This is a genomic window from Rhodanobacter sp. ANJX3 (assembly GCF_014200755.1).
Taxonomy (GTDB): Bacteria; Pseudomonadota; Gammaproteobacteria; order Xanthomonadales; family Rhodanobacteraceae; genus Rhodanobacter.
On record NZ_JACHCM010000001.1, the window covers coordinates 1 to 12564 of the forward strand.

Genomic DNA, 12564 nt, shown 5'->3' on the forward strand with positions numbered 1-12564 from the left:
CCACCAGCGCCCGCACCAGGCGTTGAAGATGAAAACACCCGCTGAGGCGTATGCCTTAGCGGCCTGACCTGTGCAGGAAGTGCTGGGTCATTACACAAAGCCGAAGCCGCGGTAGGTAATTTCTTCGGCAAACGGAAATACGACCGAAAGCATAATGAGGTCGATAGGATTAATTTCTTTAGCGAGCGCTCCTTGAAAAGCCAGTCCAATCCAACATGGTGTTGTTGCCAACAATACCAACGCTGGTGCTTTGAAGCTGCGCCATTGCAAGCCTAGCAAGGACTTTAGGCCGATCGGCGATTTCTTGGACAGCAATCGAGCCGTAAGGACTACGAGAAGCACGCAAAGAACATTGTCCAAAATCGAGCCGCCGTAGTTGAACGGTAGAGGGCTGATCTTCAGACCGACGGCACTAGCGATGTCTCTTATATTTAATGCAATTGCAAGAACCGTCATGGCAATCAAGCTCTTGGCAATGGTTGAGGTGCTTCTTGCTTTCATGTGGCTTCCTATGCGGTTGATCACTCAGCCTAATACGCAGTTTAGCGTTTTCATCAGGCATCATGATGCAGGCCGGCCACAAACGAATTGTCATGGCGCGGCCAAACCGGCACGCTGGCGGCCATGGACTGGAGATCTATCCCGCGATGACGACGAAGTACAGGGCGATTGGCCGGGTGGTGCTCAACGTGTGCGTCGCGCTGGTCGCGTTTTTCACCGGTGTGTGGGGCACGATGGCGCTGTGGTTTCAGCTGCCTGGCGGCGTGGTGGTGCGCGCACTAGGCAGCGCGCTGTGGGCGATTCTCATCGTTTCGCTGTTTGCTTTCGCGATCAGCCGACGAAGTTGGCTGCCGCTTCTGTTTTATGGGCTGGCGTTTGTGGCATTGATGGCATGGTGGTCGACCATTGCGCCTTCCAATGACCGCGTGTGGGCGGACGACGTGGCGCAGCTCATGAGCGGCAAAGTCGACGGCAGCAAGGTCACCCTGACCAGCGTACGCAACTTCACCTGGCGCACCGAGCAGGATCACGATATCCGTTGGGAGACGCGCACCTACGATCTCGATCGTATCGCCTCCGCCGATGCCGTGCTGTCCTACTGGGGCAGCAAGGAAATTGCCCACGCGATGATGTCGTTCGGCTTCGACGACGGACGACACGTGGTGTTCTCCGTCGAGATCCGCAAGAAGCGCGGCCAACAATATTCAGCCATCGGCGGCTTCTTCAAGCGCTTCGACATGATTCTCACGGCGGCCGACGAGCGCGACATCATCGCCGTACGCACCAACGTGCGCGGGGAAGACGACTATCTGTATCCGCTGAAGATGAGCAAGCAGGCCATGCGCGAGCTGTTTCTGTCGTACGTGGCGTCCGCCAACGAACTGGTCACCACGCCGACGTTCTACAACACGCTGACCTCCAACTGCACCACCATCGTCTACCGGATGGCCAAGCGGTTGGATCCGGGCTTGCCGTACGACGTGCGCCTGCTGATCACTGGCTACCTGCCGGAATATCTTTACGAGATTGGCGCGCTGGATCAGAGCGTATCGGTGCAGGAACTGCGTCGCCGCGGTCGCGTCACCGACCGGGCCAAGGCCAGTTTGCCGACGGACGATTTTTCGAAGGTGATCCGCGTGGGTTTGAACGGGCCCTAGCGGATGTCAACGCGCAGCGGCGTCCTTCAGGCGACGATACGCCTTCGGTTCAGCGCGAACGACCACAGCAGCACACCGATGCCGATCAGCGAAAGACCCAGTCCGACCCAGCCGGTGGACGTCCATCCGTAGCCCGCCGCGATGGAAACGCCACCGAGCCACGCACCGAGCGCGTTGGCGATATTGAACGCGCTGTGGTTCAAGGCGGCGGCCAGCGACTGTGCATCGCCGGCAACGTCCATCAAGCGCGCCTGGAAACTCACCGTGACCATGGCGCAGATGCCGATCAGAAACAGCACCACGACCATGGCCGCGGCCGAGTGCGCCACAAACACCAGGATGGTCAGCATCAGCGCCGTAAAGGCGTACATGCCGATCATCGTGCCCTTGAGCCAACGGTCGGCCAGCTTGCCGCACACGACGCTGCCGACCACCATGCCGATGCCGATCAGGCTCAGCATCAGCGGAACGCGTGCCAGCGGCAGATGCGTGACCTCGGTCAGCAGCGGCGTGATGTAGCTGTACACCGCAAAGATGCCGCCAAAGCCGATACCCGCCGCAAGCAGCGTCAGCCAAACCTGCGGCTGTTTCAACGCACCCAGCTCGGTGAGTGCGCTAGCGTGCTTGTCGGCTTTCACCGCAGGCACAAACACGTAAATCATCGCCGCGGTAAGAAAGGCGATCACCGCCACCGCCATAAAGGTCGAGCGCCAGCCGAACGTTTCGCCCAGCCAGGTCGCTGCCGGCACGCCGAGCACGTTGGCCACGCTCAGTCCCATGATCACCTTGCCGATCGCCTCGCCGCGCTTCGACGGCGGCACCATCGCGGCGGCGACCAGCGACGCCACGCCGAAGTACGCGCCGTGCGGCAGGCCGGCCACAAAGCGTGACACCAGCACCGCCGCGTAGCTGTGGAAAATCGTCGTCGCAAAATTGCCCACGGCATAGAGCAGCATCAGGCCGATCAGCAGCGCCTTGCGCGGCGTTTTCGCCATCAGGATCGTGATGGCAGGTGCACCCACCACCACGCCGAGCGCATAGGCGCTGATCAGATGGCCGGCCTGCGGCACGGACACGCCCAGGTCCCCGGAGATTTCGGGCAGCACGCCCATTGCGGCGAACTCAGCCGTGCCGATCGCCAGGCCGCCGAGTGCCAGCGCCATTTCAGCAATACCGACCCCATGCGGAGCAACGGCGCGGATACCGGATTCGGCGGCGAGGGGGGATGCCATGGCAACAGGTCCTTGAAGATCAGAGCGTGGTCAAACACCAGCCCAGCGGACCTGTTTGAGACGGTGCTTATATTAGCCTGTTGCGCTTCCGCATGACCTCGTCAGACCGTGGGAGTCGTACCGCCATCAATAGCGCAGGAACTCTACAACCGCGCAGCAGTCAATCCGTGCGGGATGCCAACGGAAGGCCAGGGTGAGAAAACAGCAGAAACGAGCCAGCGATAGGCACGAATCCGCTCACCGGGTTGCCGTATGGGTTGTTGTGATTGTGTGCCATCTAGGTTTATTGCTGCTTTTTTTGCGGCCCGCCATCGACGACTGGGATGTGAAGCCATTGCCGAAAGACGGGGCACGCGCACTGCAGCTTCGCTTCTTTTCTTTGCCGCTCCCGTCCGCGCTGCCGGTGACTTCGTCCTTGCGATTGGTTTTCAGAAGTCCACGACCTCAGGCCAAGGTGTCAACGCGGCGTACCACGGCATCCACTCTTCAACGCCCTGTCGATGTTCTCACTTCGCCTGCCGCAGCGTATGCGACTCCAAAGGCACCGGCGCAAGCGCAAGCTGGCGACGAAGCCGACGGAAACAGCGATGGCGGCTTTCAGCAGCGTCTGCGTGAGGCGCAACACGACTCCGATGTCAAAGGCTTGCCGGGTTCCGACAGAGCCCTTGTATCGGGTATCCATTTTATCGATCCCATGGACCAAGGTATCGGCGCGCTGGCACGGCAGGCGCAGCGACTATTCGGTATTAAAAGCCGTCAGTGTCTTGACGTCGAAAAGTGGCGAAGCATGACGCCACAAGCGTTGAGTGCCCGGCATATCTCACCCGACGAGGTGGATCGCGTAGACGCAAAATATGCGTGCAACGCGCCGCCGGGACTGCATTTTTAGACGAGTCACTGAAATGGCCGCTGTGCGGCGTTCAATGAAGGTATCGTTGCATGCATCTGCATCTGCATCTGCATCGGTCAATTTACGGATTACCCGGGAACGTTTGGGAACACCCATGAGCTCAGCGGAAAACTTTGTCGCGGCGCGCGATCTACTTCTGCGTCATCGCAAGCATTACCAGCGTGCCTATGACGAATTCCGCTGGCCTGAGCTCGGCGATTTCAATTGGGCGCTGGATTATTTCGACGTGATTGCCCAAGGCAACGAAGATACCGCGCTATGGATCGTCGACGCCGTTGAACACGATGGCTGCCGCTTTTCATTCGCCCAGATGGCCGAACGCTCCTCGCGCGTCGCCAACTTTTTACGCGGCTTGGGCGTGGGGCGCGGTGATCGGTTGCTGCTGATGCTGGGCAATCAGGTCGAGCTGTGGGATGTGATGCTGGCCGCGATGAAACTTGGCGCCATCGTGCTGCCGGCATCGACGCAGCTTTCCACTGCCGATATCGCCGATCGGGTCAGCGTCGGCGCCGTTCAATATGTCGTAGTCAGTAGCGTAGAGGTGCGCAAGTTCGACGCGATCGACTCGACGCTGGGACGTATTTCGGTCGGCGCCCCGCGCGATGGGTGGATCGATTTGAAGCAGGGCTATGCATCCTCCGCGGTGTTCGTTGCCGATGCGCCGACCCGCGCCACCGATCCGATGCTGCTGTATTTCACCTCCGGCACCACGTCCAAACCGAAGCTGGTGGTGCACACGCATCAGAGCTATCCGGTCGGCCATTTGTCGACGATGTATTGGATCGGCCTGCAGCCGGGTGACGTCCACTGGAATATCAGTTCGCCCGGCTGGGCCAAGCACGCGTGGAGCTGTTTCTTCGCACCGTGGAATGCGCGGGCCTGCGTATTCATTTTCAATTTCCCGCGTTTTGTACCGAAAGATGTGCTCGATGTGCTGGTGCGCTGCGAAGTCACCACTTTGTGCGCGCCGCCGACTGTCTGGCGCATGCTGGTGCAGGAGCCGCTTGTGTCGTATCCGATCAGTCTTCGCGAAATCGTCGGTGCCGGCGAGCCGCTGAATGCCGAGATCATCGAGCGCGTTCGGCAGGCGTGGGGGATCACCGTACGTGACGGCTTCGGCCAAACCGAAACCACCTGCGTGATCGGTAATTCGCCCGGGCAGCCACTCGTGCCGGGGTCGATGGGCCGCCCGTTGCCCGGCTATCGCGTCGCCCTGGTCGATGCCGATGGCCAGCTGGCCGGCGAAGGTGAGATCGCGCTACCGCTCGAAGCGAGCCCAATGGGGCTGATGGCCGGCTATGCCAACGATGCGCAGGCCACCGCGCACGCGATGCGCGATAGCTACTACCGCACCTCCGATATCGCTATACGCCGTGACGATGGTTACTACGTCTACGTCGGGCGCGCCGACGACGTCTTCAAATCGTCCGACTATCGGCTCAGTCCGTTCGAGCTCGAGAGTGTTCTGATCGAGCACGAGGCAATCGCCGAGGCCGCCGTCGTGCCCAGCGCAGATGCGCTTCGGCTCTCTGTGCCCAAAGCATTTGTCACGTTGCGGCAAGGCTTCGACGTCGGCCCGGAACTCGCGCGCAGCGTGTTCCGTTTCTCCCGCGAAAAGCTCGCGCCGTATAAACGCATCCGACGCCTGCAGTTCAGTGAGCTGCCCAAGACCATTTCGGGGAAAATTCGACGCGTGCAACTGCGCCAGCAGGAGCTCACGCGCACGGGAGATCCCGCACGCTTGCCCGACGAGTACTGGGAAGAGGATTTCCCCGACTTGCGCTGACGGCATCCAAAACGGTTTCTGTTTCGTGGGCTGCCTTGTGCAGCAGGGAAGAGCAGCGACTCGCTACTCGCGCTTCTCGGGTTGAATCATCACCCCGACCACGGCGCCCGAGACGCGATTGATCGCCAGCAGACGGATATGCACCTTGTCGTTCAGTACAGGCCCCTTCGACCCATACGGCCGCGGCACCACCACGTCCACGCCGCACTCGAGCCGCGCAAGCCATCCATTATGAGTTGCCGAACTGAGAACACCTGCATGGATCTGTCCTGACGCCAACTCTTTCGGCACTTCTTGTTTGATGACTTACACCGTTTTGATCTGATGGCTGATGCGCCAGTATGACGAGAATCTGGCGCCATAGCAGTTTTTTGCCGGTTTCTTTCTCGTGGCCGGCCTAGCGATCTTGCCGAATTTCCCTTCATCGGTCCTTGATGTGACTCGCGCCTATGCTGGCGACCAGGAATCTCAAAGAGAGTGGTGTTATGAGCGACAAAGACGATCCCAGCAAGGTCAACCAGAGCAATCCCAAGCCAGGCGATAAAGGCGCTGCTGGTGTTGATTGCGAAGTTGGTGAGGAGGGACGCGATCCCGCGTCAGGCTCCGGTGGCAGCGGCGGAGATGACAGCAGTCGTACGTCTGGACACGACGAAGAAGGCAAACCGAAATCGCCATGATCGGCTCTGGAAAATAGCTGGTGAAGCGATTTTTTGCATTTGGTGCCCGGAGCGGGAATCGAACCCGCAAGACCGTGAGGTCGAGGGATTTTAAGTCCCTTGCGGACAAAACAATACGGGCTGGCGCCGGGCAGGGCTGAAATTCAATAAACGGCATAGAAACGCCATTTTTAGCCGTTTAAAGCATCTCAAAGCGGACGAAGAACCGTCTCCGTCTGTAAACACAGGCAGCCACAGGGCAGCCACAGGGCAGCCACAGAGGAGCTCAAGTTGTAGGATAAACCATCCCTTAGCGGTGGTTCTCTTATGTCGGAAACGAAGCCTAGCCCGCCATCCAGTGCTGTCAAACGGGCGCCCATCCTGGTGCCTTTCAGCGCCGTGTTGATCAAGGCGCTGAGGTTCGATCGATGGCCCAAAAGTCCGATCGAGTGGGACGGAGAAGCGTTGGTCACGGAACCGACGCCAGAGCATGTCCACGACTGGATCGTGCGAGATACGAAGACGCCCGGGTTCGCAGTGCGCCTTACTAAAGGCAGCAAGTCGTTCATCGTTGAACGAAAACGCCGGGGCACCGAGACCAAGCGGCGAAAACTCCTGGCGCAGGACAGCCTGACGAGTGCCCGCGCCGAAGCTGGCAAGTGGCTGCAAAAGCTGGCCGAAGACAAGGACCCGCTGGAGGAAATACGCGCGCTTGTCCAACAGCGGAAAGATGCAGACACGCTGTCCGATCGCACCTTCAAAGTCGTTTATGACGAATTCCTCAGCCAAGGACAGAAGCGCGTCGAGGGTGGGTTGCTCAAGCCGTCTTCGGTCACGGACCGGAAAAAGTTGCTTGGCTGGATGGCGAACACACAGTTGTGGTCCACGCCGCTGGCTGAAATCGACGTCACCGCGGTGGCCGCGACTTTTGAGCCTATTTTCTTCAAAGCCGGAAAGGCGCGAGACGCGAAGAAGCGAGAAACTGGCGGCGGGAAAACGAAGCGAGGCGGCGGGCCCAGTGCCGACGTGGCCACCGCGCACAAGTGTGTGACCCACTGCGCGACGGCGTGGAACCAGGCTGTCGGCGTTAAAGCCGCGGCCAACCCTTTCTCTGCATGGCGCAACGATCGGCGAAAGAAGCTGCCACGCGTCGAACGTCGGACGACCAAGCTCCCCATGCGCAAGGCCGAGGGTGTGCTTTGGCTAAAGAGCCTGAACGACCTTCGAGACGATCCTCGTTTCCGCGTGTCCGTGGTCGCCGCCTACATGATGCTTGTTGTTTTATGGGGTGGCCGCAAAACAGAAATGTCCCTCATTCGCTGGGCGGACGTTGACTGGAATGATCGTTGGGCGCGTTTTCTCGCCGACACCACCAAGGGCAACAAGGATCACTACGTGCCTTTAGCTCCGTGGGCCGCCGAGATCCTGACCGAGCAACGGCAGAAAAATAAAGACGCCGGTTTCCCGGTTGGACAGAATGATCTCGTTTTTCCGCACCCGACCAAAAAGGGCGGCCACCTGAAAGACTATCGCTACGTGTCTGGACTTCTTGAGGCCATGACAACGCCAAACGTCGCCGAGCACGTGAAGCCACTTTCCGAAGGCCACATTTGTGACACCTCTGCCAAACCGCGTGGTCTGAAGATCGGGCTTCATGATCTGCGCCGGACGCTGGCTGGTGAATTGTTCGGAGAATCAAAAAATCTCGGCACGGTGGCGATCGCGTTGGGGCACAGTTCCGCTCAAGACGTCACTGCCGGATACGTCGAAGCGCTCGAGGCGGTTGAGGGGCTGCGTCCACTTTATGAAGCGCGGGAACGCCGTCTCCGTCGCCTGATCGGCTTGGACGATGGACCGGCGCAGGAAGTCACCAGCGACCAAAAACCGTATTTGTTGGCCGCGGTCGAGATGCTGAAACGAGCGGGCCTGGATCCGGAAGACCTAGTCGCACAATTGAGAACCCTGTAGCGATATTCTTTCGCCTCTGGCGGCATCCGAGCTAACTGCGTGACCAACGGCGCAGTGCTACCCGAGTACGAGCTTCTTTTGATCGGACGCCGCGGAGCTGGGATGCCCATTCTTCGGGCATGGAAGGGACCCACTTGCGTGGATCAAGTTCACGGATTGATTCGTGTGCTGCGCGATGCGCACTATCAATCTAAGGAGGTCGGAACGGCAGTTTCCATGTAGCAATTCGGCCTCTCCGCAGTAGATTTAGTCCCTTCATTGGCTGCCGCAGCCGTCAGCGCCGCGTCATTCCATTCATATTTGATCCGGCGCGGCTCTAAGCCTTGGGCGATCAGGTCGTCGCGGATCGTGACGAACCGGGCGAGCTTGAAATCCTTCTCAGTCGCCTTGGGATTGCCGGCAATTCCGTCGGTGCCGTGGCAGGTTACGACCAGCGACAGGCCGGTTTTCTTTACGTCGTCCGCCGCCAGCTTGATGGCTGCAAGCACGTCTTGGTTCATGCTATCGCCGACCTGATGCTCTTCAAAGTAAGCGATATACATCCGATACCGGTCAGGCCGTGCCATGTGGCTCGGTGCCTCATCGATTGCGGCCGCGGGTAAAGCGGCTTGCGAAGCTGCTGCGACAGGTGCTGTTACGCGAAGATTGCCCGAGCGGAAACAAACCAAGCTGACAATCCCGACTATGGAGACGCCTGCGACTAAGAATCCCGTTTTCCAACGTTTACGCCCCCGTCGCTTCCCAGTACTTTCCTTAGTCACTCGGCGATCTCCTATGTATTGCCCGCGGTTAATGAAACATCTGTAAGCAGTCTACGTGGCGATTGCGACGGCTCAAAGCTTCCCTTGTTTTTCCTGGGCAGGAGCTACAGGCAATAGGTCTAGGCACTCGTAGAGCGCGTGGCGCTCAACTATAGCCTTAGAAATACCATCCTTGTGGGCACCGCTGGACTGGATCTGTTATGTCAAAATCACAGCCTCATTTATTTTTCGATGAGTTCCTGCGGAGTAACGGCATCCTCGATTTGGACCCAGCAATACAGCTTCATCCTGCTGAGGCAGCGGTATTGCTAGGCACAACGATGACTGGCTTGGAGTGCGCCAGGAAGGCTGGCAATCTGCCGCCATGTCGACAGACCCAACCACATGCCGCCGTGCGTTATTTGCTCGGTGACGTGTTGGCCGCACGGCGGCTGCGACGCCAAGCCAGCATCGCGGCATTGGTCAAGGCCCGTCAACGGTTTGACCGGCCATCTGACGTTCGACCGTTTCCTGTCGACAGCCACTGCAAAGGACGAGTGGCCATTTGTCCTTGTTTCGGTCAGGTACGTGGATCGGCCGGTTGACTTCTTTTGGGCGCTCACGCTGCTGATTGAGGATAGGAAAGCGCTTCGGTGGCTGACGCTGATGGAGTACTTGGTTGCTCTGCGAGGGACTTTGGACACTGATCCGAGAGTGGTGCTTGCGAAAGAGCGGCACCGTGAAAGCTTAGAGTGGGGAAACAAGTTGCCTTCGAAGGAAAAAGTGCGAACGCGCACCTAGGCAGGAAGATATTTTCGGAGTGCTATTTGTCTAGGCTCCGCGTCTTCGCAAAGTGGTCGTTGGCTTCTTGCCGTTGGCCTTGACTCTCCCGGATGGCCTAGACCATCGCCGCCGTGAATATGGCAGGTGTGGCAGCGCTAACCGCAGTAACCGCATCCCAACTGTTCTTGTCCATAACGCCTCCAGGTCCGTCGCGGGGAGTATGAGACCTGTGTGAACGGGAGTTCAAATGCCAGTAATCATGCGTCCGCCCCCGCATATCCGGATCGCCTCCATCAGCACTGGCACAAGCCCGTCCAATGCTTCAAAGCCAAATTCATCCGCTTGCCAACTCCAGACGCCGCGCAGCACATCTCGCAGAGGCGTCCAGCAGGTATTTAATGGGCTGATCCGCGCGGCTGTGCATAAGGTGGCCACGTCCATAGGCACGCCTAACCCGTCGATGTGGCCCATGAGATAAGCCGCGCTCAACAGCGGTCGACGCGCCGTAGCCGCTGCGTTCACGAAGGTTGTTAAGGCGCTAGGCAAATGCCAGTTCTTCCGTGTGTAAAGCCACAACTTTGGAAGACCATCGACTGTTTTGGCTCGCAAACAGTTCATGAAGTTCAGCGTGACGGCCAGCGAATCTCCGAACCGGGCGCTCAATCTGCATGCGCCGTATTCATCCCACACGCTGAGTGTTAGATAGCGAAGCACTTCATAGCGCCAGTCGGGGCGTTGTGTCGGAAAGACATAGGATTGAGCCGGCTTGATGAGCCAATGTGAGAGGCCGACATGGGCCAGTTCGTGCGCGACGATGTTCGCCGCCAAACCCTCAGTCTGCGGATCGTCCACGAGCTGGGTTAGAAACGCGGCGTCTAGGATCACATGGCTTAAATATCGCTCCCCACGCATCACTCCAAAGACACAACCGGCGGTCACTGAGTAGCTTTGAGATAAGGTTCGCTTCTTGCGTGCCATCACCAGGTCATTACGGCCGGCGATCTCATTGAGTGCGGTATGAAGATTGAACGTGACGGTGATGCCGTCGAGCTTGGAGAGGTTCAGATCCTCTCGACGCTCGGCCACGATGAGTCGAATGGCCGACAGCAGTTGTTTGTCCCACGCCTTGATGCGGCCAGGGCCGTGAAAGAGCAGGGAAGGGCGATGTCGATGGCGCAATCGTTCGGAGTTGGGATCGTTTAGGTCAGTCAAACACAGCGGTTTGGCAGCAATTCACGACGTTGATTCTTATACCTTGGGCTTATGGTCGCAACTTGGATAATTGCTGCAAGCCAAAAATTTACCGTAAGGACCGGTGCGAGGTACGATGATTACCTGCTCGCACACGACACACCGCCTCTCCTTTATCGGCTGACCTTCGACATCAGTGACGGTCACGAAGCCAAGTGTGACAGCCAGTATGAGATGCCTGTACATAAATTTCCCTGCTTGGGTGCGTTTTCTAGTTTGAGGTTACGCTGGCCCCATCTGAGCTACAGCGCCAGCGATTCGATTCAATGGCTGTGATGCGTGTAATGGTTGCCTGTGCGTGGGTTCACGTAGTGACCGCCCTTGTGGGAGCTGCCTTGACCACCCGAGTAGTGCCCGCCTTGATAGCGATAGTGATGAGACGATGAAGAGCGGGTATGTGAAGATCCGCCGCCATGGCTGCGGGCTAAAGCCAACGTCGGAGTAGCAGAAAGCATTGCGATGAAGGCGATAGCCGCCAGCCTCTTAAGTTGCTTCATTTCATTCCCCTGATCACCGGATAGCCCCGGCCAGTGCGTGCCCCGAGCACGCTGAAGCAATATAGCGCTCTGCCGACAGACTTGCCTGCATGCATTTTATGAAATAGCTAAGGGCAGTTTGGACCGAACTGGATGTCTGCTGGCGGATGACAGCGCATTAGTCGAAGCCCACACAGCCGCTTTAGCGTGTGAAAACACATTCTGGACTTGCCCCGATTCCTAGACACATTTGACCTTCGGCCTTCTCGTAAGTGTCCGTGAAATCGGGGGTGAACCCGTCGGCGATGATGAGCAGATCAAGCACGGCGACATGCAGCGCCTAGGAATGGTCTGATTAACCCTCTTGTCAGCCATGCAAGCTATTGATTTATATGCCTTCGACCAAGCGTAGGACGGGGTTAATCAGAGGTTCCCTAGTGAATGCAACCCTAGGCAGAGAGGCGGAAGTGGAGAGGTATCGAGGGCGCGGGGATTGAATAAGATCAATTAGGCGTTGTCTCCCTGGCGCCACAGCTTCCCCTTTCGCATTCAGAAGCACAATGCATTAGGTCACGCGCCGCGTGAATATTTTGAGGCGGAAGGGTGGCTTGCGCGCCGTTTCCATCAAGGCCTCAGGCTCCCCAAAATGTGACGCAGATTTGAAAGAGGTTAGCGACGCCATCCACCGTAATTTTGGCGCTGATCGCTTTAAAAACTGGATCACACCTTGTCCGTGAGATCTCATCAGCTCGCAAGAAATCTCTTTACCTGCACAAAGATGCCGGGGGTGATTGAGGGGCGCAGCGCAGTATCATTATCTGTAAGCCGGGCCGCGGCGAAGCCGTATCGCACCGTGGTTAACATCGACGGGATCAACCTGAAGGTTTCCTTGCGTGATGATGATGCGACGCTCACGCGCCAGCTCAGCTGCCGCGAGGCGGACCTTCGGCATTAGAGCGCGCCATGCTTCTTCGTCGCTGGCCAAGGCGCGTGCCACGTCCGAAGGACAGATTGAAGCTGAGGTCGCACGCTTCGAAAGGAGGTCGATGATTTGGCTGGCTATATCCACAGGTAAAGCATAACGGTGTGTGGTCTCGATGGGCG

Annotated in this window: 11 protein-coding genes and 1 tRNA gene; 5 read left to right on the forward strand and 7 right to left on the reverse strand. The window is 58.3% G+C overall.

Annotated features, from left to right (window positions below; genetic code table 11):
• Positions 1–90: 90 nt before the first annotated feature.
• Positions 91–501 carry a hypothetical protein gene (locus tag HDE76_RS00005; RefSeq protein WP_184504590.1) on the reverse strand — a complete coding sequence of 137 codons (411 nt, stop codon included), beginning with the start codon at positions 499–501 and terminating at the stop codon, positions 91–93.
• Between the two features lie 92 nt (positions 502–593).
• Between HDE76_RS00005 and HDE76_RS00010 the strand changes: the two genes are divergently transcribed.
• Positions 594–1658 carry a DUF4105 domain-containing protein gene (locus HDE76_RS00010; RefSeq protein WP_255481359.1) on the forward strand — a complete coding sequence of 355 codons (1065 nt, stop codon included), beginning with the start codon at positions 594–596 and terminating at the stop codon, positions 1656–1658.
• Between the two features lie 26 nt (positions 1659–1684).
• Here HDE76_RS00010 and HDE76_RS00015 read toward each other — a convergent pair whose 3' ends face one another.
• Entirely contained in the window at positions 1685–2890 is a 1206-nt protein-coding gene (locus tag HDE76_RS00015) for an MFS transporter (protein WP_184504592.1), read from the reverse strand.
• Between the two features lie 193 nt (positions 2891–3083).
• Between HDE76_RS00015 and HDE76_RS00020 the strand changes: the two genes are divergently transcribed.
• Positions 3084–3779 carry a hypothetical protein gene (locus HDE76_RS00020; RefSeq protein WP_184504594.1) on the forward strand — a complete coding sequence of 232 codons (696 nt, stop codon included), beginning with the start codon at positions 3084–3086 and terminating at the stop codon, positions 3777–3779.
• A 115-nt stretch (positions 3780–3894) separates the two neighbouring features.
• Positions 3895–5586: an AMP-binding protein gene (locus tag HDE76_RS00025; protein ID WP_184504596.1), complete on the forward strand. Its 1692-nt coding sequence runs from the start codon at positions 3895–3897 to the stop codon at positions 5584–5586.
• A gap of 63 nt (positions 5587–5649) precedes the next feature.
• Here the strand turns inward: HDE76_RS00025 and HDE76_RS00030 are convergent, their stop codons facing one another.
• Positions 5650–5787 carry a hypothetical protein gene (locus HDE76_RS00030; protein WP_179483083.1) on the reverse strand — a complete coding sequence of 46 codons (138 nt, stop codon included), beginning with the start codon at positions 5785–5787 and terminating at the stop codon, positions 5650–5652.
• Between the two features lie 284 nt (positions 5788–6071).
• Here HDE76_RS00030 and HDE76_RS00035 point away from each other — a divergent pair, with 284 nt between their 5' ends.
• Positions 6072–6263 (forward strand): hypothetical protein, encoded by a 192-nt coding sequence (locus tag HDE76_RS00035; protein WP_179483082.1) that lies wholly within the window; start codon positions 6072–6074, stop codon positions 6261–6263.
• A gap of 40 nt (positions 6264–6303) precedes the next feature.
• Here the strand turns inward: HDE76_RS00035 and HDE76_RS00040 are convergent.
• Positions 6304–6384: transfer RNA gene (locus tag HDE76_RS00040), tRNA-Leu, on the reverse strand.
• A 185-nt stretch (positions 6385–6569) separates the two neighbouring features.
• Here HDE76_RS00040 and HDE76_RS00045 point away from each other — a divergent pair.
• A complete protein-coding gene (locus HDE76_RS00045) occupies positions 6570–8210 on the forward strand; it encodes a tyrosine-type recombinase/integrase (protein WP_184504598.1) in 1641 nt (546 codons plus the stop codon).
• 185 nt (positions 8211–8395) lie between these two features.
• Here the strand turns inward: HDE76_RS00045 and HDE76_RS00050 are convergent, their stop codons facing one another.
• The 3 genes from HDE76_RS00050 to HDE76_RS00065 all read right to left on the reverse strand — a co-directional run bounded on the left by HDE76_RS00050 (position 8396) and on the right by HDE76_RS00065 (position 12529).
• Complete coding sequence (locus HDE76_RS00050; protein WP_221262209.1) at positions 8396–8752, reverse strand: hypothetical protein; 357 nt, start codon at positions 8750–8752, stop codon at positions 8396–8398.
• Between the two features lie 1224 nt (positions 8753–9976).
• Entirely contained in the window at positions 9977–10945 is a 969-nt protein-coding gene (locus tag HDE76_RS00055) for a hypothetical protein (protein WP_184504602.1), read from the reverse strand.
• 1329 nt (positions 10946–12274) lie between these two features.
• A complete protein-coding gene (locus HDE76_RS00065) occupies positions 12275–12529 on the reverse strand; it encodes a DUF3253 domain-containing protein (protein WP_184504606.1) in 255 nt (84 codons plus the stop codon).
• Between the last annotated feature and the right edge of the window lie 35 nt (positions 12530–12564).

Bases quoted from the DNA above. Each gene is read 5' to 3' on its own strand.
- HDE76_RS00005 (WP_184504590.1), bottom strand. From the start codon at position 501: ATGAAAGCAAGAAGCACCTCAACCATTGCCAAGAGCTTGATTGCCATG.
- HDE76_RS00010 (WP_255481359.1), top strand. From the start codon at position 594: ATGGCGCGGCCAAACCGGCACGCTGGCGGCCATGGACTGGAGATCTAT.
- HDE76_RS00015 (WP_184504592.1), bottom strand. From the start codon at position 2,890: ATGGCATCCCCCCTCGCCGCCGAATCCGGTATCCGCGCCGTTGCTCCG.
- HDE76_RS00025 (WP_184504596.1), top strand. From the start codon at position 3,895: ATGAGCTCAGCGGAAAACTTTGTCGCGGCGCGCGATCTACTTCTGCGT.
- HDE76_RS00035 (WP_179483082.1), top strand. From the start codon at position 6,072: ATGAGCGACAAAGACGATCCCAGCAAGGTCAACCAGAGCAATCCCAAG.
- HDE76_RS00045 (WP_184504598.1), top strand. From the start codon at position 6,570: ATGTCGGAAACGAAGCCTAGCCCGCCATCCAGTGCTGTCAAACGGGCG.
- HDE76_RS00050 (WP_221262209.1), bottom strand. From the start codon at position 8,752: ATGTATATCGCTTACTTTGAAGAGCATCAGGTCGGCGATAGCATGAAC.